Annotated in this window: 20 protein-coding genes; 6 read left to right on the top strand and 14 right to left on the bottom strand. The window is 52.0% G+C overall.

Translation table 11 applies throughout. The features are described 5' to 3' along the window. Nucleotides 1–28: 28 nt before the first annotated feature. Entirely contained in the window at nucleotides 29–775 is a 747-nt protein-coding gene (fabG, locus tag ACO2Q8_RS09360; RefSeq protein ID WP_423344533.1) for a 3-oxoacyl-[acyl-carrier-protein] reductase, read from the bottom strand. Between the two features lie 207 nt (nucleotides 776–982). On the opposite strand from fabG, the gene ACO2Q8_RS09355 reads away from it, so the two are divergent. Next, nucleotides 983–1753 carry a phosphatidylinositol-specific phospholipase C/glycerophosphodiester phosphodiesterase family protein gene (locus ACO2Q8_RS09355; RefSeq protein ID WP_423344532.1) on the top strand — a complete coding sequence of 257 codons (771 nt, stop codon included), beginning with the start codon at nucleotides 983–985 and terminating at the stop codon, nucleotides 1751–1753. A gap of 85 nt (nucleotides 1754–1838) precedes the next feature. Beyond that, a complete protein-coding gene (locus ACO2Q8_RS09350) occupies nucleotides 1839–3059 on the top strand; it encodes an enolase C-terminal domain-like protein (protein ID WP_423344531.1) in 1221 nt (406 codons plus the stop codon). Nucleotides 3060–3070: 11 nt separating this feature from the next. Here ACO2Q8_RS09350 and ACO2Q8_RS09345 read toward each other — a convergent pair whose 3' ends face one another. Together ACO2Q8_RS09345 and ACO2Q8_RS09340 are read right to left on the bottom strand one after the other, a co-directional pair. Beyond that, nucleotides 3071–3751 (bottom strand): hypothetical protein, encoded by a 681-nt coding sequence (locus ACO2Q8_RS09345; protein WP_423344530.1) that lies wholly within the window; start codon nucleotides 3749–3751, stop codon nucleotides 3071–3073. A gap of 114 nt (nucleotides 3752–3865) precedes the next feature. After that, nucleotides 3866–4207 (bottom strand): hypothetical protein, encoded by a 342-nt coding sequence (locus tag ACO2Q8_RS09340; protein WP_423344529.1) that lies wholly within the window; start codon nucleotides 4205–4207, stop codon nucleotides 3866–3868. Nucleotides 4208–4413: 206 nt separating this feature from the next. On the opposite strand from ACO2Q8_RS09340, the gene ACO2Q8_RS09335 reads away from it, so the two are divergent. Further along, nucleotides 4414–5349 carry an alpha/beta fold hydrolase gene (locus tag ACO2Q8_RS09335; protein WP_423344528.1) on the top strand — a complete coding sequence of 312 codons (936 nt, stop codon included), beginning with the start codon at nucleotides 4414–4416 and terminating at the stop codon, nucleotides 5347–5349. Between the two features lie 14 nt (nucleotides 5350–5363). On the opposite strand, the gene ACO2Q8_RS09330 is transcribed toward ACO2Q8_RS09335, so the two are convergent. The 3 genes from ACO2Q8_RS09330 to ACO2Q8_RS09320 all read right to left on the bottom strand — a co-directional run bounded on the left by ACO2Q8_RS09330 (nucleotide 5364) and on the right by ACO2Q8_RS09320 (nucleotide 9942). Beyond that, nucleotides 5364–6512 carry a hypothetical protein gene (locus ACO2Q8_RS09330; protein WP_423344527.1) on the bottom strand — a complete coding sequence of 383 codons (1149 nt, stop codon included), beginning with the start codon at nucleotides 6510–6512 and terminating at the stop codon, nucleotides 5364–5366. A gap of 187 nt (nucleotides 6513–6699) precedes the next feature. After that, nucleotides 6700–9228: an ATP-dependent Clp protease ATP-binding subunit gene (locus ACO2Q8_RS09325; protein ID WP_423344526.1), complete on the bottom strand. Its 2529-nt coding sequence runs from the start codon at nucleotides 9226–9228 to the stop codon at nucleotides 6700–6702. A gap of 60 nt (nucleotides 9229–9288) precedes the next feature. Beyond that, on the bottom strand, nucleotides 9289–9942 hold the full coding sequence (locus tag ACO2Q8_RS09320; protein WP_423344525.1) for a WbqC family protein: 654 nt from the start codon (nucleotides 9940–9942) through the stop codon (nucleotides 9289–9291). A gap of 115 nt (nucleotides 9943–10057) precedes the next feature. Between ACO2Q8_RS09320 and ACO2Q8_RS09315 the strand changes: the two genes are divergently transcribed. Beyond that, on the top strand, nucleotides 10058–10933 hold the full coding sequence (locus ACO2Q8_RS09315; protein WP_423344524.1) for a lysophospholipid acyltransferase family protein: 876 nt from the start codon (nucleotides 10058–10060) through the stop codon (nucleotides 10931–10933). Nucleotides 10934–11059: 126 nt separating this feature from the next. Here ACO2Q8_RS09315 and ACO2Q8_RS09310 read toward each other — a convergent pair whose 3' ends face one another. From ACO2Q8_RS09310 to ACO2Q8_RS09275, 8 genes are all read right to left on the bottom strand, one after another. Next, nucleotides 11060–12079, bottom strand: coding sequence for a hypothetical protein (locus tag ACO2Q8_RS09310; RefSeq protein ID WP_423344523.1), 1020 nt, complete (start codon nucleotides 12077–12079; stop codon nucleotides 11060–11062). Between the two features lie 291 nt (nucleotides 12080–12370). Continuing rightward, the gene (locus tag ACO2Q8_RS09305; protein WP_423344522.1) at nucleotides 12371–12994 is read right to left on the bottom strand and encodes an L-threonylcarbamoyladenylate synthase; all 624 of its coding nucleotides are present in this window, start codon (nucleotides 12992–12994) and stop codon (nucleotides 12371–12373) included. An 85-nt stretch (nucleotides 12995–13079) separates the two neighbouring features. Further along, entirely contained in the window at nucleotides 13080–14126 is a 1047-nt protein-coding gene (locus ACO2Q8_RS09300; RefSeq protein ID WP_423344521.1) for a glycosyltransferase family 2 protein, read from the bottom strand. Nucleotides 14127–14381: 255 nt separating this feature from the next. Further along, nucleotides 14382–15335, bottom strand: coding sequence for a YihY/virulence factor BrkB family protein (locus ACO2Q8_RS09295; RefSeq protein ID WP_423344520.1), 954 nt, complete (start codon nucleotides 15333–15335; stop codon nucleotides 14382–14384). 26 nt (nucleotides 15336–15361) lie between these two features. After that, a complete protein-coding gene (locus ACO2Q8_RS09290) occupies nucleotides 15362–15781 on the bottom strand; it encodes an acyl-CoA thioesterase (protein WP_423344519.1) in 420 nt (139 codons plus the stop codon). An 84-nt stretch (nucleotides 15782–15865) separates the two neighbouring features. Beyond that, a complete protein-coding gene (gene mltG / locus ACO2Q8_RS09285) occupies nucleotides 15866–16903 on the bottom strand; it encodes an endolytic transglycosylase MltG (RefSeq protein WP_423344518.1) in 1038 nt (345 codons plus the stop codon). Nucleotides 16904–17043: 140 nt separating this feature from the next. Then, nucleotides 17044–17988 (bottom strand): EamA family transporter, encoded by a 945-nt coding sequence (locus ACO2Q8_RS09280; RefSeq protein ID WP_423344517.1) that lies wholly within the window; start codon nucleotides 17986–17988, stop codon nucleotides 17044–17046. Between the two features lie 125 nt (nucleotides 17989–18113). Then, on the bottom strand, nucleotides 18114–19184 hold the full coding sequence (locus ACO2Q8_RS09275; protein ID WP_423344516.1) for an Ldh family oxidoreductase: 1071 nt from the start codon (nucleotides 19182–19184) through the stop codon (nucleotides 18114–18116). Between the two features lie 167 nt (nucleotides 19185–19351). Between ACO2Q8_RS09275 and ACO2Q8_RS09270 the strand changes: the two genes are divergently transcribed. Further along, complete coding sequence (locus tag ACO2Q8_RS09270) at nucleotides 19352–21004, top strand: DUF4139 domain-containing protein (RefSeq protein WP_423344515.1); 1653 nt, start codon at nucleotides 19352–19354, stop codon at nucleotides 21002–21004. A gap of 119 nt (nucleotides 21005–21123) precedes the next feature. After that, nucleotides 21124–21717, top strand: a complete 594-nt coding sequence (locus tag ACO2Q8_RS09265; RefSeq protein ID WP_423344514.1) for a hypothetical protein — start codon at nucleotides 21124–21126, stop codon at nucleotides 21715–21717. The last annotated feature ends 22 nt before the right edge of the window (nucleotides 21718–21739 follow it).

Raw genomic sequence — 21739 nt, 5'->3', positions numbered from 1 at the left:
CTTTTAACTTTTAATTTTTAACTTTTAACTACGTTAGCATTCCCCCGTCGACTTGCAGCACCTGGCCGGTGATGTAGCGCGACAGGTCGGAAGCCAGGAACAGGGCACAATCGGCCACTTCTTCCGGTTGTCCACCCCGCTTGAGCGGAATCGACTGCTTCCATTCTTCCACGGCTTTTTCGTTGATTTCGCCGGTCATTTCGGTTTCGATAAAACCGGGGGCAATGGCATTCGAACGAATGTTGCGCGAACCCAGTTCCAGCGCCACCGATTTCGTAAAACCGATGATCCCGGCCTTGGAAGCCGCATAATTGGCCTGCCCGGCATTGCCCCGAATCCCGACCACTGACGTCAGGTTGATGATCGAGCCTTGCTTGGCTTTCATCATCGGTTTGATCACGGCTTTGGTCAGGTTGAAGACCGACTTTAAGTTAACGTTGATAACGGCATCCCATTGTTCTTCGGTCATCCGCATCAGCAAACCGTCGCGGGTGATTCCGGCATTGTTGACCACGGCATCGATGGTACCGAAGTCGGCCAGGATTTGGCTGATCAGTTCTTCGGCGGCTTTGTAATCGGATGCGTCGGACCGGTAACCCCTGGCTTTGATGCCGTAAGCCGCCAATTCGGCTTCCAGCGCCTGTCCTTTTTCGACGCTCGAAAGATAGGTAAAAGCAATATTGGCACCCTCCTGGGCAAAACGAGTCGCAATGGCCCGGCCGATGCCGCGCGAGGCTCCGGTAATCAACGCCACTTTTCCTTGAAGTAAATTCATGGATTGAATTTGAGAATAACGAAGGTTGAAAAGATTGGCCGCAAAAATAGTAGTATATATTCGATCATCCGACTACTTTTGCCCGAAACGTTCGCCGTGCCGCCCGACATTTTTTGTTCCCGTCTTTCCGGGCTGTCAATCCGGAAAGGCCCGGTCAGGTCGTCCCGTCGATTGTCAGCAGTCGTCACCGTAATTCCTCCCGAAAGCATGAAACGTTTTGCGCTGATCGTTCTCCTCTTCTGTCCGAGCCTGTTTGCCCTTGCGCAACAAATTCATTCCCACAACGATTACGAAAAACCGGAACCGCTCACGGCCGCTATTCGCCACCGGGCCGGGTCCATCGAAGCCGATGTATTTCTGGTCGATGGTAAATTACACGTTGCGCACGACAAATCCCAGATAAAACCCGGCCGTACACTGGATTCGCTGTATTTGAAGCCCATTGCCGCCTTGTTCGACAAAAACAAAAACCGGTTTTCGGCCGGAACCGTCAGCGAGAGCCGGAAGTATACGTTCCAGTTGATGATCGATTTGAAGGAAAACGGCGTTGAAGCCATCAAAGCGCTGGAGCAGGCCGTGGCGCCCTACCGCACCTGCTTCGACCGGGCGATGAATCCGCAGGCGATTCAACTGGTTGTGAGCGGAAGCCGCCCGCCGATTGCCAACTGGATCGATTATCCGTCGTATATTCTGTTCGACGGCCGACCGAGTGAACTTTACGACGACGAAACCATCAAGCACGTGGCCCTGTTCAGCGATACGTTCCAGAATTATTCACGCTGGAACGGCGAGGGCGGATTGCCCGACAAGGACCGCGAGACGTTAAAACGGTTTATCAAACGGGCGCATAGTCAGGATAAACCGATCCGGTTCTGGGCCGCTCCCGACACGCCAAACGCCTGGAAACAACTCGCCAAACTCGGCGTCGATTACATCAATACCGATAAAGTTGCCGAATGCGCCGAGGTGATTAAGTAACTTTTTAAAGTTGTAAGGCCATTCAGGATAAGGAACCACGGAAGGATTTCTATATTGCTTCCCAAAACTCCTATTCCTGAACCACATGAAACGAAGAAACTTCCTCCGCCGGATGACCGAAGGCACGGCATCGACCGCCCTCCTGAGCGCCCCGCTCTACTCCCAGGCCACCCACTGGCTGCTTTCGGGCGCACCTACCGGCGAACTGGCGAATCACAAAATAGCAGACATCCGGTACACCCAGGTACAACTTAAATGGCCCCGGTTTGTGGGAAAAAACGCCCGCCGAGACATTCATGGGTACGGGCCAAACGTCAGTGTCTGTGTCCTGACCACCGATCAAGGTGCCAAAGGCTGGGGCATGCACGGACGGCGGCAAGATGAATCCGTGGCCTACCTGAAAGGGAAACGAATTTCGGATGTTTTTCTACCCTCGGCGGGCGTCACCGATCCGAAGGCTTTGCCGTTTGACGTGCCGCTGCACGATCTGGCCGGAGTTATTCTCAACAAACCCGTCTACGAACTGATGGGCCGTAAAATGCCGATCACAACCAAGTGCTACAGCGGCATGATCTATTTCGAAGAACTGGAGCCAAAAGAGGGTCCGGTAAAAACCGTTGCCAACGGAATGGATAAAATCGTGGAAGCCTGCGCCCAGGATTACAAAATGGGTTACCGGCAGTTTAAGCTCAAAATCGGGCGGGGCAATATCTGGATGCCCCGCGATGAAGGGCTGAAACGGGATATTGAAGTCACAAAGCTTGTGGCGAAGTCCTTCCCGGATGTCGAGATTCTGGTCGATGGCAACGACGGTTTTACGGTAGACGGCATTATCGATTACCTCAAAGGCATCGGCGACATTCCGCTTTTCTGGGTGGAGGAACCGTTTGCCGAAACCATCGCCGACTACCGCAAACTCCGCGATTGGCTGAAAACCAGCTCCGTTAAAACCTTGCTGGCCGACGGCGAGGCTAATCCGGATCAGCAACTCCTGCGCGAACTGGAAGAGCAAAAACTCATCGACGTTCACCTGACGGACATCATTGGCTACGGTTTTACACCCTGGCGCACCTTGATGCCCGAACTCAAAAAGCGGGGCATTCAGTCATCACCGCACGCGTTTGGGGAACTACTGAAATCCTATTACTGCACCCACCTCACCGGAGCGCTGGGAAATACCGTTACGATTGAAGGTGTTCCGGCTACCTGCGAGGATGTTGATTTTGGCAATTATAAAATCGAAAACGGTCGGTTCATTCCGTCGTCGGCACCCGGTTTTGGCATGAAGTTACTGAAAACTACCTGAGTATGTTTGCGCTAATCAAACACGTACTGGATGGTAAAACCGGGTTGCAAGCTGGCCGACAATCCTGCGTTCCAGGATTTATAAGTGGACGTTTCTGGGTAAATCTGTCGGTTCACATAAACACTTCCCAATCCGGCTTCCACGATAAACCGCTCTCCCAGCAGGTACGCTAAACCGGCATCGACCGCAAGGCCGATTTGCTGATTGGTCGAACGGGCTCCGTTCCCTTTGTTCCGAATCGCAAAGTAGGACAAGTTTCCGCCAACGAACGGGCGCAACCGATTGTCGGAGATATACTTTTTTATATACGGTGTCAGTCCGTACGAAAACGCGGAATCGTTTCCGGTTTTGCTAAAGCCCAGGGGAACCGAGACCCCGAGTAACAGGTTTTTGGCGACGAACCAGCCCACCGACGGACTTAGGCTGAAGGCGGTTTCGCTACTGCGTTCGTTACCCGGCAGGTTAGCCTTTTCTGCTTCAGTCGTTAACCTGAATGAACCACCAATTACCCAACGACCCTTGGCGGTTTGGGGCGCTTCGTAGGTCGTATTGGGATGAGTACCCTGAACGCCAGTCAGAATGACCAAACCGATACCGACTGAGCTAAAGGTTACAGGAAACGAGGTTGTACTGGCCGATGCTTCGAGCCCGATTCGGTCGGTCAGGTAATAATTAGCCCCCACCTGAAGCACCGGAGCAAGCGCGAATGAACTGGCATCCGGGTTTTGCTGGCTTACACTACTTTCAACATTCGTCTGGTTATAAGCTAACGATAAACCGCCCCCCAGAAAAACCCGCCACCTCTGCTATCCCCAATACCGACGGACAAATCCATTCAGTCCCAGGCCATACTGCGTCGACTTTACATACTCAGGCCGGTCTATACCCGTTCCACGGAAATTACTGACTACCAATCCGGTAGTTAATCCAACGCCCAGCAGCCAATTGTCTTTAAAAAATGCCCCGCGAGTAACGTTGAGACCATATGCGGAGGACTGATTCGAAAAATCACTGAATCCGGATTTGTTCTTTTGTGACGAGTATCCCAACGACACACTCCCCGTCCAGATGCCCTGGCCTTTGTTGGTTTGGGCGTTGGTCAGGAAAGCAGTTACAATGAAGCTCGCGGTTAGGAATAGCTTTTTCATAGGAACGGTTTGTTGTAGGCCAAAAGATAGGCCAATTAATCGACATATGTAAAAAGCCAACTGTTAAAATTTCGTAAGCGCATTTAGCCGGTTTTGGGTCGAACGGCCCCGGTTATCGGTTAGACGCCCCCAGTTGTTAACTAGCCTTTAACACCCACTCAAAATCCGGTTACTTTTATTCAGCAATCGACTGAATACAACCTGACATGAAACCCTACCGTGAATCCCGCTTCAGGTACCCCACCGAGGCCGCTGTTTTTCTTGAAGAATGGAACCAGCAAATTGAGAGACTGAACGGTTTTTCGTACGAACGCCTGAACCTGCCGACCTCCTTCGGGACGACGCGGGTTTGGGCGGCAAACGAACACCTGCACAGTGCTCCGACGGTGGTCTTTTTTCCGGGTGCCCGAACCTGCGGGCTTTTCTGGGATCTGGACAACGCCCTGCAACCGTTCCGGAAACACTACCGGTATTACATTGTGGATGTGAACGGACAGCCAAGTCTGAGCGAGGGCGGGTGCCCGAGGGTAAAAACCGATGACTACGGTCATTGGGCGACCGAGGTACTCGATGGATTGGGGATTCAGAAAACCGCCATTGCCGGAGCCTCCCTGGGGGGCTTGATTTGTCTGAAGCTGTGCCTGACCTCACCGGAACGCATCGAGAAGGCGGTTTTGCTTAATCCGGCCGGTATTCAACCGTTTTCGACTTCGCTCCATAATCTGTATAACAACCTCCTTTCGATACTTTGGCCGACTCCCGCCAACCTGGACCGATTTCTGAATTCGGCGGTTTTCTGCCCACCACACCATACGCTACCTCCGGCTTATAGAAAGCTGGTGTGCAGTTATTTACTGTATATCCTGAAGAACCACCGGTTTCGGGGCGATTATCCGGCCCCGTTGTCAAAAACAGAGTTTCACCGGCTCACCACCGATATTGAACTGATCGTGGGTGAAAACGATCTTCTCTTTCCGCCCCGCGAAACCATCCGACTGGCCGAAAAAAACATTCCGTCCCTGCAAAGCAGCCTCGTACTGCCCAAAACCGCCCACGGCATCGAAACCTCAAAGGTGGCCATCATGGCGCTTTGGGAAAGTATGGAAAGCATCAAACGCGCGTCATACGAATACGTTTGCTAAATACTGTGCATCGATCAAAATACGTATTGTACGGTAAATGCCGGGGATGTCGTGAGTTGAACGCCCTGTAACCACAAGCCATTTTTCAACTCGTTATTCTGGGTCTGTTTGCTAAAACTGATATTTACCAGGTTGGCTTCGGCGATAAAGTTCTTACCGAGCAGATACGCCAACCCGCCGTTCAGGGTGCCACCCGCGGTGTGGTTGATGCGTTCTCGGGGGAAATCGTCCTGCTTGAAAGTGTAAGATGAATACGTAAAGGTGGCACCCACGTAAGGCCGCAGGCGGGTGTTCGATAAATACCCGCGGACGTATGGCGCAAAACCGATGGTTGTTTCGCTACTCTGACTGCTCCCGGATGTGGTATTCCAGGTGATGGGCACTGAAATCCCAACCAGAAAGTTATTGGCCACAAAAACGCCGATGGCCGGGGCTGCGATCAGACTTTTGGCTTCACCCGTCCGATTATTGACCTCTTCAGTCCGGCCTGAGAAAACCACGCTGGCTCCGACCGTAAACCGCCCAGCCCGGGCCTGGGTCCCGACCGTCGGCGGGGTCGCATCCAGAATGGCCCGCTCGGCGGCCGTCGCTCCGGTCATGTACACCAGACCCGCCGTTAAACCGCTAAACGTAAACGGAAAAACCGTACTCGTCGTACTCAACTCCAGTCCCCAGCGGCTGTTCAGAAAATAGACTCCGCCAATCTGGGTGAAGGGTGCAATCTGGAAGGTATTGGTTCTGTTTTCACTCTTCAGGCTGGTCGAAGGATCGTAGGTCTCCTGCCGGAACTGGTCGAGACTTCCACCGACTCCACCCCCGGCATAAAACCGCCAGTTGTTGGTACCCCAGTATTTGCGGACAAAGGCCGATAAACCGCCCCGTTGGTACCATTGATTCAACGGAATGGGGTTGGCATTAATCTGTTTATAATACGATCCGTTTATGGCCAAACCCAACAGCCAGCCGTTTTGCAGAAAGACGCCGTGATTGACCGAAAAGTTAATTTGGGGGCTGCGTCGCGTGTAGCCGTTGGGGTACTCGCCCGCCAGTTGGGTAGCATTCAATTGAAAATTACCGCTCCAGAGCGCCCGTCCGGGTTCGGTTTGGGAAAGGGCAGCGTGGGTGACGAAACAGGTCAGGAGGAGAAGTAGGTTTTTTTTCATAACAGGTCGAGGTATGGCAAACCTGTAGCAATAATAATACCGGTTCGGTAGGGGCCTGAACCAGATTGTCATTTGTAGCATTTACTACTTCCCAGACTGCTTACTTACCCTGACGAGAAGGCTTCAAAACAAAAAACCGGGCTGAACTTACGTCCAACCCGGTTTGTGTCATTTGCTTAAACGTTGCTTATTCGGTCACCGGTTCGTGCTTCTTCACCGTGATGATCAGGTTCTCACCGTTGTCATCGTAGTCGGCCTGAATCACATCGCCTTCTTTCAGATCACCTTTCAGGATTTCTTCTGCAACGGGATCTTCGAGGTATTTCTGAATGGCCCGGCTCAGCGGACGAGCACCGTACTGTGGATCGTAGCCTTTTTCCGACAGGAAGTCTTTTGCTTTTTCCGTCAGCTCGACTTTGTACCCTAGGCTCGTGACGCGGTTGAGCAGTTTGCCCAGCATCAGGTCGATGATCTTGTGAATGTCTTCGCGTTGCAGCGAGTTGAACACGATCACATCGTCCAGACGGTTTAGGAACTCGGGTGAGAAGGCTTTCCGGAGCGCGTTCTGGATGGTGCTCTTCATAATCTCGTCCTGGTTTTCAGACTTATTACGAGTAGCAAACCCGATACCGGTTCCGAAGTCTTTCAGATCACGTACCCCAATGTTCGAGGTCATGATGATGATGGTATTCCGGAAGTCAACCCGGCGACCCAGACCATCCGTCAAAATCCCGTCGTCAAGCACCTGCAACAGGATGTTGAACACATCCGGGTGGGCTTTCTCGATCTCATCCAACAGCACCACCGAGTACGGTTTACGACGGATTTTCTCGGTCAACTGACCACCTTCTTCGTAACCCACGTAGCCCGGAGGAGCCCCTACCAGACGGCTTACGCTGAATTTCTCCATGTATTCTGACATGTCGATCCGCACGAGCGCATCGTCTTTGTCGAACAGGTACGAAGCCAATACTTTCGCCAACTCGGTTTTACCAACCCCGGTCGGGCCGAGGAAGATGAACGAGCCGATCGGTTTTTTCGGATCTTTCAGGCCAACGCGGGTTCTCTGGATGGCTTTTACCAGCTTCAGAACCGCTTTGTCCTGACCGATCACACGACCGGTCAATTGCTCGGCCATGTTCAGTAGCTTGGCGCCTTCGTTGGTGGCTACCCGGTTGGTCGGAATACCCGTCATCATCGCTACGACTTCGGCCACGTTTTCTTCCGTTACCGTGTAGCGTTTTTTCTTGGTTTCCTCTTCCCAGGCTTGTTTGGCGCGTTCCAACTGATCGATCAGGCGTTTTTCCTTATCGCGCAGTTGAGCGGCTTCTTCATATTTCTGGCTTTTTACGACCTGATTTTTCTCTTTCTTGATGTTCTCGATGCTTTCTTCCAGCCGGAGAATGTCTTCGGGAACCGAGATATTGGAGATGTGTACGCGGGCACCTACTTCGTCCAGCACGTCGATGGCTTTGTCGGGCAAAAACCGGTCGGAAATGTAGCGTTCCGACAGTTTCACGGCCGCTTCCACTGCTTCCTGGGTGTAGTTGACATGATGGTGATCCTCGTACTTATCTTTAATGTTGTTCAGAATCTCAATGGTTTCTTCGACCGAAGTAGCATCGACCATGACGACCTGGAACCGACGGGCCAACGCGCCATCTTTTTCAATGTACTGACGGTATTCGTCAAGCGTCGTGGCCCCAATGCATTGGATGTCGCCCCGAGCCAGCGCCGGTTTGAACATGTTGGAGGCATCGAGCGAACCCGAAGCACCACCCGCGCCGACGATAGTATGCAACTCGTCGATGAACAGGATCACTTCCGGTGATTTCTCCAGTTCGTTCATGACCGCTTTCATGCGTTCCTCGAACTGGCCCCGGTATTTGGTACCGGCCACTAAGGAAGCCAAGTCCAGTGTCACCACACGTTTGCCAAACAGCACCCGCGATACTTTTTTCTGAACGATCCGCAGGGCCAGGCCTTCCGCAATGGCGGTTTTCCCAACGCCCGGTTCACCGATCAGGATCGGGTTGTTTTTCTTCCGGCGGCTCAGGATCTGAGCGACACGTTCAATTTCTTTTTCCCGGCCCACGATGGGGTCCAGTTTGCCGAGTTCGGCCAGTTTCGTAAGGTCACGCCCGAAGTTGTCCAAAACCGGCGTCCGCGACTTTTCGGATCCTTTCGGATCTTTTCCGGAGCCGGAGCTGCTGCTGCCGAACATACCGCGGTCGTTATCGTCGTCGTCAGTTTCGGGCCCCATATGCGGACGTGTACCGGATGATTGATATTCCAGCATCTCCTTTATTACCTCGTAATTGACATTAAACTTGTTCAGGATCTGGGTGGCCACGTTGTCTTCGTCGCGCAGAATGGACAGCAGCAGGTGCTCGGTGCCGATCAGCGGGCTTTTGAAAATCTTGGCTTCCAGATAGGTGATTTTTAGGACTTTTTCAGACTGGCGGGTGAGTGGAATATTAGCCAGATTTTTGACGTTGTTGGTTGCGGTTCCTTTGGTCGCCTGCTCGATCGTCACGCGGAGTTCGTCCAAAGAAATGCCCAATTTTTTCAATAACCCAACGGCTACCCCTTCGCCTTCCCGAATCATACCCAGCAGCAGGTGCTCTGTACCTATGTAATCATGACCCAGACGCAGGGCTTCCTCTCTGCTGAGCGAGATAACTTCTTTAACTCGGTTCGAAAATTTAGCTTCCATTCGCTTAGGGTTGTATTAGAATGCGTCTTTTCGTACTAACGAAAATTTTTTCGGTATTGTTCACTGTATCCGTGACTGCTTCAGAACGTCGGTAGCGGAGGGTCCCTGGCAGAAAATCAAATCCAGAATGCTTAGGTCCGGTACAAATACGTTGCCAAAGTTCTGTTGGTACGCAACCGGCTTGTAAAACCTGCCATTTTGTATACTTTCCCGAACTTGAATCTGATCATGAGCGTTGAAAAACCCCTCAACCGATTGTTTATCAAACGTTTCAGTCAACTGAAGCTTTTTCGACCAGCCCAGCCATTGCAGACATAATGTCAGCAATTCCAGATTCAGGTCAAACAGGTTGACCCATTTCCGGCGAAGTACCCTTTCGAAATCATCAGCGTAATACTCAAAAAAAGGAGCTTTGCTGTAAGCCGTAACCAAACACCGCCAGTGACGGTCGGGCCAGGCTTGCCGGTTATCGATCCGAACCTCCCGAATCGACTGCTTGTGCGTTCCATTTAGTACCGGAACCGTCAGCCGGTCAATGCCGTTTGCTGTCAGGACATAACACCGATTTCTGTAACTTTGCTTTCCATAATGCTCGGCTGCTTCCAGCCGAACGGTATCGAAGGGTAAAAGTGCGGTGAAATAAGTCAGGCTGGGCAGATAATGTAACTCAATCCGGATGCCCTGACAAGCACAACCAACTTGGTACTTTTCCAATATACTCGACCTGTTGATAGGACCAAATAAATGTATTTCGCATGGAACAAGCAAACGGTTTGGCAAAATTTTAATTTGCCGGTATTGAATTGCTGTTCAGTCGCCCTTTTTTCGAATGACACTAACGCTGTTTCGATGGTTCACCCGACTTCCATTTTCTGTTTTCTACGCCCTTGCCAACGTTTTATACTTCCTGTTGGCCTATGTCATTCAGTATCGAAAACAGGTTATCCTGACCAATTTAAAACGCTCGTTTCCCGAAAAATCAGATAAAGAGCTTCGGCAAATTGCCCAAAATTTTTACCGCAATCTAGCCGATGTTTTAGTTGAGACGTTGAAGTTACCGGGAATGTCACCGGAGGAACTAAAAAGACGCGTTTTATTTACGAATTCGGAACTGGTAAAAGAAAAGTTAGCCAAAGGTCAGCCGGTGTTGATCATGGCCTCCCACCAGTGCAACTGGGAGTGGGCCCCCTCGGCCTCGGTCGTTCACGGCATGCCCGCCGATGCGGTGTACAAAAAGTTGGCGAATCCGCTTTCAGAACGGCTTGTTCATTACATCCGCTCAAATTTTGGAGCAAAACCTATTCCTATGAAGGGTCTGCTGCGGGAAATGGCCACCCGCCGGAACGAACCCCGGTTGATTCCGCTGGTTGCCGACCAGATCCCCGACCAGCCGGAATTTGGCTACTGGACTACCTTTCTGCATCAGGAGACGCCCTTTTATCCCGGTACTGAACGGCTGGCGAGGAGTTTCAATCTACCGGTTTTTTATACAGAAATGATCCGAACGCGTCGGGGTCATTACACCATGACATTCTACCTCATCGCCGAACCGCCGTATCAGCACCTCCCCGACGGTGAAATCATCAACCGCTATCGGGATTATCTGGAGCAGACGATCCGGCACCACCCCGCCGACTGGCTCTGGTCCCATAAACGCTGGAAACACCAACGGGACAAGTATGCCAAAACACAGGTCAAATTTTAGTTAAGAGTTATGAGTTAAGACGGGGCCGCCCGTGCGGTGATGAGTTGCTCCGCCGGTTTATTGGCTCAGGCAGAGCAACTCATCACCGCACGGGCGGCCCCGTCTTAATTCATCACTCTTAACTCCTCACTGGTACTGAATGTACAACGGTTTTGGGTCGAGGGCCAGCACTTCTTCAGGCTCCATGAGGTGCGGCACTTTGTGTTTGGAGCGGTGATCGACCTTTTTCAGATCGTTTTTGTAGAACAACTTAAAACCGGTATACTGCACGGGTTCCTTGACGATGTAGTCGCGGTAGGAGTCGATTTTAAGCGAAGGCGGCCCCCAGCCGTCCATGTCGATCACAATAGCGACGCGTGGGTCTTTTTTAATGTTCTGGTAATTGGTCACCATGCGCTGCGTAAACCGGTGAACCACCAGGATTTTGGGCGGCAGGTTATTTTCCTTCACGACCCGACTCAAAAACTGCACGGCATCGTTGACGTCGGCGGCATCATAGGTACCGATTTTGGTACCCGGTTTTGCTCCGGTTTTCATCGAAAATTCAGGGTCGATCCCCAAATGAACGTACGGAAGCTTCAGGTATTTTTCCAGGTACGCCATCTCGCCTTTCAAATCGGCCAGGCCCACCTGAATGTCCAGGAACACAATGGCGCCGTGCTGCGCTCCCCAGCTAATCACTTTCCGAATGGTTTTGTCGCTCATTCGAAGCCGGTATTTACCGTCTTTCTGCGGAGAGCCCTGGGCCGAAATGGCTACCAGATGGAGGGCTTTCTGAACGGGCTTGGAGGGATCGGCTTTCTGCCAGCGTTCGGCTTCCTGATCCAGCCGGCGCAGCATTTCTTTCCGGGGATATTCCCCCAAAATACCCATCCGGGTCGAATGGGGGTTGCCATAGTAGGCCAGAATCCGGCGGTGGGGCAAAATTGTGTCCGGCAAGGTTCCGGCAAACCGGAGGCTATCCGCTTTCAGCGGGTCCGTGTTGGTGGTGGTATCGGCCGCAGCCGTCGTTACCGGCGCTGGTGATTGTGCCGAATCCTTCGCCGGAGCAGCACCAGAAGCGGCTACACTATCGGTTTTGGCGGTTTCTTCGTTCTTCCCGTTGCTGGACGAACAACCGGTGAGTACACTGAATTGAAAAAGCACTGAAGCTACTGCTACTAATTTCCATGCCATCCGGCACGGCCTATACCCTCCGTTTACCACTGTGTTTTGATTAAGAATGAGACGATATCGTATCCTGCCGTACCCACGGACATTAGTCCGTGTTTTGGGAGTTTGTTCTACCTAATTGGTCATATTAACTCACACGGACTAAAGTCCGTGGGTACGGCAGGGTACGTTTGCCAAAAATAGAAACTCTGCGGGGAATCAGAAGCGGAAACTGAAAAATAATAGCACACGGTTTCTGAATCGGTCCGGACCCGTTCAAAACCGCTATTCTTCAATTTCACCCAGGCCCCATCGAACAATTTCAAAGGCATCGGTGGTAGCATCTATGATCGTCGAGGGAATGTTGCCACCCATGCCGCCATCGATGACGATATCGACCTGATGCTGAAACCGTTCGAAAATAATCTCCGGGTCGGTGATGTACGGAACGATGTCGTCTTCGATATCCTTGATGGTCGTCGTGATGATCGGGTTGCCGAGTTCCTTCACGATGGCGCGGGGAATCGAATGGTCGGGAATCCGGATGCCCACAGTTCGCTTATTGGTATGCAGGATTTTCGGGACCCGGCTGCTCACATCCAGAATGAACGTGTAGGGCCCCGGCAGCAGCCGCTTCATGAGTTTAAAAGCCTGGTTGCTTACCCGGGCGTAGTCGGCAATGTGGCTCAGATCGTGGCAGATGAAGGAGAAATCATTCTTTTGTGGCTTGATGCCCTTGATCCGGGCGACCCGTTCAATGGCCCGCGTATTGTGTATATCGCAGCCCAGCCCATAGATGGTGTCGGTCGGATAAATGATTACGCCACCATCGCGCAGCACCTCGACAACATGACGAATTTTTCGTTCTTCCGGTGTTTGGGGATGAATGGTGAGGTATTCGGCAGCCATGAGGTTCGGGGCTTTTTGGCTAAACTAGCAGGCGGCAATTTGGTTGCAAATAACGATTTTATCCGCTATTTGCCATCCAATTTTTTCAAACAACCGGCCGGATAGTTCCCCGGCTCACCTGCCGATGTTGCTGCCATTGTGCGTAACGCTGGTAAAATCTGTGGATCGGAATGTGCCACTGACACAGCCGCAGAATGAGCGCCGTCCGCCAGTCCGGTTTTTCCATGTATTCGAGTAACTCCCGAAACCGGAAGGCCAGTTCAAACTGCTCCGTGTAAAAACATTGCCGGATAAACCAGCGGATACGGCCCGCCAGCGCCCCGTACTCTTCGGCCGACTGACACTGGTCGAAAGCCTTGTAACAGACTTTCAGGGTGGACATAAGCAAAGCATTGTGCCGGTCGCGGAACTGCGTGGAAAGCGACCGAGCCAGCACCCGCTTGCTGGTCAGCACTTCATCCTGATAATGGTAGCGGTAATGTCGGGCCGACCGAACCCAAAAATCAAAATCTTCGTAACTGAGCGATTCGTCGTACCCCCCCAGGCTTTCCAGTACATCTTTCCGCATCATCATCGTGGGAGTCGGCACAACGTAAGCAGCCAGAATATCCCTAAAAATCCAGCCCGACGGCACCTGACCCGTGGCCTTTCCATTTTGATCCACCGGGAAATGATAACCCGTCAAACGGTCTTTTTCATCAATGAAAGCGGCATTACTGAAAATCACGGCGTAATCACCCGGCAACCGCTCAAAACCGGCCACCTGCCGGGCAATGCGGTCGCGGTGCATCACATCGTCTGCCGAAAAATCAATAACATACTTTCCTTTGGCCCGTTGCAGACCCTGGTTGAAGGCCCGACAGATCCCCAGGTTTTCGGTATTTTGAATGAGCTGAATAGTCGGATGTTCTTTTTGCAGTTCCTCAACCCGTTGAACCGATCGATCCGTGCTGTGATTATCGATTACGATCAATTCGATGGCCGGATACGTTTGTTCTAAAACCGATTGCAGCGCAGCGGAAATAAAGGATTCATGGTTGTAACTTATACAAATCACGGATACCAGCGGCCGGATCGACGACAGATAATCTGCCAGTAATCCGTGCGAAGCACCCTTAAGAGTTTCAGCCATAGTGGTGATGAAGCGTATTTATCAAACAAAGAGACCGCTACTCTCCCGTACGCAATAGTAGAAATAATTGATGCAATAGAAGCAATCTTTTTTAGGGAACGGCATTGATCCGGCCAGGAAATGTGCCTGCCCGTTGACTAAAAATAAAACCTGTTTGGCACGGTTTTTATACTGATTTAGAAAGAGAAACAGTCAAAACTTGCGCTGAAAAGCCGGGTTTGTGATTTTTTGGGTTAGGGTTATTGTAAATGCTCTCTAAGCGGTTTGGGGAGCATTTATTGTTTTTTCTTCCCCCTGCGGATTCTTATTACCTTCCAATTGATAGAGCGCTACGTTTAAATCGAAACCGATAATCAGCAATAAACAGACTAAATTAATCCAGATCATCAACACAATCAGTGTTCCGATGGAGCCGTACAGCTTGTTATAAGAACCGAAATTGGAAACATAAAACGAAAAACCGTAGGTTGTCAGGACTACCAGCACGGAGGCTATAATTCCGCCCGGGTTGACAAACTTCCATTTCATATCGATGTCAGGGCCAAATTTATAAATCACCGAAATGGCGGCTATAAATACCGCAAATACCACCAGGTAACGGGCAATGTTCAACAAGTTGGTAACTACAATATTATCAAGTATCTGAATTCGCTGAAGGTAATCCGTGATGACACCCCCGACAACCAGTACGGCAATCGCCAGAAACAGCGCAAACGCCAGCATGATCGTCAGTCCAAAGGCTATCAGCCGGGTTTTCAGAAAACCGCGCCGTTCGCCGGTTTTGTGCGACGAGTTAAAGGCCATCATCAATGACAGGATTCCGTTTGTAGCGGCATACAAAGCCAGCAAAAACCCGAACGACAGCACCCCACCCCGCGGCCGGCTTATGATGTCGTAAATGGTCGTTTTGACGGTTTCGTAGGTCGATGCGGGCAGGACGCGCGCAAAGAAATCCATCACCTGCCCTTCCAGGTCCGGAATCGGAATCAGCGGTATCAGGGTAAAAACAAAGATCACCGCCGGAAAAACCGCCAGAATCAGGCTGTAGGCCACCGAAGCCGCGCGTTCGCTGGTGTCATTGTCGGTAACTTTAGGCAGGAATTTCCGGAGAAAATCAAACCAGTTTTGCTTCGAATCGAAAGCCTGGTGTTTTTGCAGGAAGAGAATAACGCGCTGAACGGCGTTGTACTGCATCAATTTTTCCAACATGATGAAGTAGCGTTACTGAACAAAAATTAAACCGTCTGTATCAGAAAAGGTTTCAGCTTTTCAATCAATTCAGCGGGCGCTTTGGTTAGTCGCCCCGAATCGGCCAGCATGAACACCAGCGTTGTCTCGCCCGTATTCAGGTGCTCTCCGTTCTGGTTGTAAATGTCGTACAGAAAGACAATCCGGACATTGGGCAACTCCCGGATGGTGACCCGAATCGTCAGCAGATCGTCGTACCGGGCCGGGCGCAAATAGCGAGAACGGTTTTCGTAGACGGGCATCATCACGCCCGAATCTTCCATCGCTTTGTAATGAAAACCCAGGCTCCGGAGGGCTTCCACCCGCCCAATCTCATAATACCGGGCGTAATTTCCGTAATAAACATAACCCATCTGGTCGGTATCGGCGTAGCGAACCCGGATGGGAGGCACTTCGAAAGTGAACATGTATTGAATGAAGAATTATGAATGAAAAGGTTGTTCCCAAGACAAAGGAACTTCATAATTCATCATCCATAATTCATCATTAGTTTATTTCATGATTCCCCGCTTGTTCAATTCCGCGTGGTAGATCCGGGCGTTGTTCATGTGTTCTTCGTACGTACTGGCGAAGGTATGATAGCCGGAAAAATCGGCGCGGGCGACAAAATAGAGATAATCGTGGTTTTCGGCGTTCAAAACCGCATCAATCGAACTCAGCATCGGCAGGTTGATCGGGCCGGGCGGTAATCCCTTGAACCGGTACGTGTTGTAGGGCGAATCAATCTGTTTGTGCACGTTGAGTACCCGGCGGATCGTAAAATCGCGGTGGGCAAACACCAACGTCGGGTCGGCTTCCAGCAACATCCCCTTCTTCAACCGGTTCAGATACACCCCGGCCACACGCGGTTTTTCGTCGTTTTTCTTGCTCTCCGACTCCACGATCGACGCCAGCGTCTGGACCTGGGTTTGCGTTAGACCGAGGTCTTTGGCTTTCTGCTGCCGCTCGGGCGTCCAGAATTTCTTATATTCATCGGCCATCCGGTCCAGAAAATTGGTCGCACTGGTGGTCCAAAAAAACTCGTAGGTGTTCGGCAAAAACATGCACATGATGGTGGTGGTATCGAACCCGTAGCGTTGGCAAACCACCGGGTCGTTCAGCAGCGAGTCCAGTTTATCCGGACCAAATTCGAATTTGCGCCCCAGCCGGGCAATCAGATCGTCTTTCAGCCGGATGTTGTTGAACGTGACGTTCATCGGGTCCTGCGCGCCCGACCGCAGCTTCCGGATGGCGTCGTGGTTGCTCATTTCCTTTTTGATGACATACCGGCCGAACTTGACGTGATCGGTATACTTCATAAAACGAGCCAGAAACCGGAACGACATCTTATCGTTGACCACATTGTGCTTTTCGAGCGTATCCATAACGGTTTCAAAGCTGGCACCACGCGGAATAAGAAGTTCAAAATCTTTGTCGTTCTCGCCAACCTGTAGGTTCGGGGTCTTAACAATTTGCCACGCATAAAACGACAACGTAGCCAGCAGAACAGAAGCGATAATCAAAACAGCAGCAACAAACTTGCGAGACATATAGAAAGTTAGTTCGTTTACAGTTTTTGGTTTACAGTTCGCTACCCGATAAAATGGGCACCACTCCTCTCAACTATAAACTATAAAGTATACACTAAACGCTGCAAAGGTAGCAAGGAAGAAATTCACCCGGAAACAAATCATTTTTTTGAATTACCAACCTTGCGCACACTCTGATAATTGGGGAGATTGACCAGCAACACACCCACCAGAATGACACCCAGCGCCAGTACCTGCCGCAGCGAAATAACCTCATTGGCAAACAGGGTTCCCAGCAAAACAGCAATCACGGGATTAACATAAGCATACGTACTGACGACGGCCGGGGGCCGGACCTGCAACAGCCACAGGTACGCTACGTACGTAATGACGGACCCCATCACGATCATATACCCCAAAGCCAGCCAGGATTCAACCGTAACTTGCTCGATCTGAAAGTCAGCCAGTTCGCCCGAGAAAACACTTACCAGCCCACTGAACAATCCCGCAGCGAGCAGTTGCAGACTCCCGTTGAGCAGGTTCGAGGAAGGCGATGGTCTGTATTTGGCAAACAACGATCCTACCGTCCAGAAAATACCCCCTGACATCAAAACGGCGATGCTGAGCCAGTAATAGTCGCCGACCCGCTGGAGTGTCCCCATTCGGCCCGGCTGCGCGAGCAACAGAATTACCCCGATAAAACCAATTACCAAACCACCCGGAATCATCCCGTTTGAAAAATAATTCTTCCACTGCCGCCGATCCAGAATCACAAACCAGAACGGCAGGGTTGTCACCAGGATGGCCGCCAAACCGGAAGGAATATACTGTTCAGCCCATATCACCGAAACGGTACCGCCAAAAAGCATCAGCACACCGCTCAGGGTGTTCCGCGCAACAATCTTTCCCGAAAGCGTCGCCTGCTTTTTCCAGATACACCAAGCGAGGAGCAACATCCCGGCGATCAGAAACCGGAGGGAAGCCATCAGAAACGGCGGCATACTCTTCAGCCCGAGCAGCGCGGCCAGGTAGGTTGAGCCCCAGATGATGTAAACGGCCGCAAAGGCCAGGATGACCAGCAAAGGCCGGGGTTTTGTTGGAGTCATTCGATTGTTTTTCCCCCAACCCCCTGAAGGACGGTCGGCCGCTGCCGGTCTTTATACACACGAATTTTCAGCCCGGCAGCGGCCGACCGTCCTTCAGGGGGTTGGGGGTAATGTTGTTTCTTAAACTAATTCCATTTCAGGCCAAACCGTTCCGCCAGTTCGCGCAGATTTTGAATCACCGGCTCGATCAGCGGCAGACCGTTCTGTTCGCGCTCGGTTTCCATGTCGCGCTCCGGATCGCCCGGAATCAGGACCTGCTTGCCCTCCACCGCCCGGGCATTTCGGAACGCCCCAATCCAGGTATCCATGTGCTGCTTGAACTCCTCCGCTGGTCGGAACGCATCGACGCGCATTGCCCCGAAAAAATGACCGGTTCCGACTCCCACGCCCTCTTGAGCTGCCATAAAACCGGCGGTGGCAAAGGGCGGCACCCACGGTCCGTAGTTGGCCCCTGACAAGACACCGGAGAAAATATCCACAATCGCGCCTAAACCGTACCCTTTATGACTTCCATGTTCGCGGTCGGAACCCAGCGGTAACAAGGCCCCGCCATTTTTGATCGGGTTAGCATCCGTTGAAGGTTGCCCGGCCGCATCCTGCGCCCAGCCCAGCGGAGCCGACTGCCCTTTTCGCTGCAAAATCTCCATCTTCCCGTAAGCCACGGCGGTCGAAGCAAAGTCGGCCACGAACGGCGGCTGAGTCAGGGCCGGAACCGCCACCGCAATCGGATTGGTTCCCAGCAACTTATCCAGCGAAAACGTAGGTGCGACCAGTGGAGCTGCGTTGGTCATGGTCAGCCCGATCATATCGTGTTCGAGCGCCAGCATGGCGTGGTAGCCTGCAATGCCAAAATGATTGGAATTCCGGACGGCCACCCAGCCGGTTCCGGCCACGCGCGCTTTTTCGATGGCGACCTGCATGGCTTTCGGCCCGACCACCAGCCCAACACCCCGGTCGCCATCGACTACGGCCGTGGACGGCGTTTCGTGTACGACCCGGATATCAGGCGTCGGGTTCAGTCGGCCGTGATCGTACAACCGAACGTAGCCAGCTAAGCGAGCCACGCCGTGCGAATCGACGCCCCGGAGATCAGCCTGGACTAAAACCGTCGTCGCCAGGTCGGCATCGGCCTCGGAAAAGCCTATTTTCAGGAAAACTTGTTTGGTAAACGCTTTGAGTTGATCGACTGGAATCATAGGTTGACCACCCGACTAACCAGAAATCGGTTAGGGTGTTTGAAAAAAAAGTGGACAATAAAAACCGGTATGTGGTTCTTTTTTTTGCAAAAGTAGCCGATTGACTAAACGAAACCGCCATCAAACGTATCTATATTCCCAAATGATCTTTTTCCCTCCCTGAATTGATGAAAACATATCTCGTTGCTATAGCTATCCTCCTGACGTTCAGCTCAGTTTGTGCTCAGGACGACGAACAGCGCCTGAGCGCTACCATTCAGCACGTTACGGTTTTTCTGAACCGCGCCCAGATCGACGCCCAGGCCCGGACCACGCTGGCTCCCGGCACGACCCGGCTAATCATCGACAATGCTTCCGCCCAGACCGATCCGCAGAGCATTCAGGTCAGCGGAAAAGTCAGTCCAGACCGGGTCAGTCCAGACCGGGTCAATCCAGACCGGGGCGACGCCGTTATCCAGGGCGTTCAGTTTCGGACCAACTTTCTGACGAAAGTCCCTAAACCGGTTTCGCTGCAACGGCTGGAAGATTCGCTGCGTGCCGCCCGCGAAACCTACGACGAACACCTGCTTCAGAAAGAGGTATTGGAAAACGAAAAAAAAATGGTGCTGGCGAACCAGAAAGTGGGAACCGAAAAAGGCACCATTGTGGACGATGTGGAAGACATGGCCGACTTTTTCCGGAAACGCCTGACCGAAGTGGGGAAAAAACTGCTCGCGCTCGAAAAAATCGTGCAGGAGCAAAAGAAAAAAGTGGATCGGCTCGAAGGCCAGGTCCGGGAGCAGAACGCCAAACGCGAACGGCCGGTTGGTGAAATTGAAGTGACGATTTCGGCCAAAAACCGCACAACCGTCGATCTGGCCTTGAGCTATGTCGTCAACGATGCCGGGTGGGTGCCGTTTTATGACATCCGGGTGCGTGACACCAAAAGCCCGGCGACCCTGGTCTACAAAGCCAATGTCTACCAGAACACCGGTTTCGACTGGCAGAACGTCCGGCTGACCCTTTCGACCGCCAACCCCGCCCTGCCCGGTACCCAACCGCAACTGGAGACGCAGTTTGTCGGTTTTTACGAACCTCGCCCCGTTCTGCAGAACGCTTCCATTCGGGCCAAAGCACAGTTCAGACAGTCGGAGTCGGCCGTAGCCGAAGCAGCCGCCCCGGCCGCTGATCTGGCTACGACGGCCAATTTTACGCAGGTCAGCGAGCAGCCGACGAGTGTTCGGTTCGACATTTCGGTTCCGTATACGGTTTTGTCGAACAACCGACCACAAGTCGTTGATATTCAGTCTGGCGAATTACCGGCTACCTACCGGTATACGGCCACGCCCAAAGTTGATTCGGATGCGTTTCTGGTGGCAACGCTGAGTGGCTGGGAGAAGCTAAATCTCCTGAATGGCATCGCCCGGACGTATTTCGAAGGCACCTACGTCGGCGAGTCGCAGGTGAATCTGCAACAAGCTGGCGACACGCTGGCGCTCGGGCTGGGCCGTGACAAAAAGATTGTGGTAAAACGCGAAAAAACGCAGGATTTCAGCAGCCGAAAAGGTCTAAGTTCGTCGGTTCGCGATAGTTATTCGTACAAGATCTCGGTGCGGAACACAAAAGCCGAACCCGTTAGTCTGACGGTTTTCGACCAAATTCCGGTTTCGACCGATAGCCGGATCGAGGTGGAACTGGACGACCGGGCCGGAGCGGAACACAACGCCGAAACCGGTCGCCTGACCTGGAATCTGGCCCTGAAACCGGGTGAAAGCCGTGACCTCGTTTTCCGGTACACGATCAAATATCCGAAAGGGAAGCAGTTGGTGAATGCACAGTAAGAAAGCTAGGAACGCTGATTGGACAGATTTAACGGATTTTATATCCTTACCAATCCGCTAAATCTATTAAATCCGAGTTCCAAACGGTACTTTTTGCTCGGTTTGTCGTTTATTGGGGTATGATTCGATCCCTGCTCACGACGGTTTTTCTCCTGCTTTTGGTTCAGACCCTCTGCGCTCAGAGCGATACGCTTTCGGTCGACTCGTTGATGATCAAGCAGAAATCGCCTTATGTCGCCCTGCTTAAACCGGGTCAGAAGTACCTCGCGCTGGATGTGACGGGGCGGATCGGTGGTTTTCAGCGTCACCGGTTTTTCCCGAACGAGGAAATCAAGTTTAAATACGACGGCAAAAAATACCGAGAACCCATCTACGGCGTCACCGACACGACGCTCATGCTGATCCTGGAAGATCCGAATACATTTCTACCCGAAACCGTTCATTTCCGACTCGACAAGATTGAGAAGATCTACGTCAATCGGCAGATTCCATTCATCACACAGGGCACTTACCTCTTTCCCATCGCCGGAACGCTGTTCTTCGTGGCGGATGTGGTCAACGTGTCTCGCCAGGAAAAACGGCTCGCGGCCGACACCCGCGCCCTGAGAGTGCCAGCGGTCCTGATTGCCCTCGGTGCGATTTGCTACAAGCTGAGTTTTCCGCGCTACCGAATTAACAAAAACAACCGGCTCAAAGTACTCGAAACGTATTGAATATTAAAATAATAACGAATAT

The organism is Larkinella sp. VNQ87, assembly GCF_049445795.1.
GTDB lineage: Bacteria > Bacteroidota > Bacteroidia > Cytophagales > Spirosomataceae > Larkinella.
The sequence above is the reverse complement of the archived record's forward strand: the minus strand, read 5'-3'. Positions and strand labels throughout refer to the sequence as shown.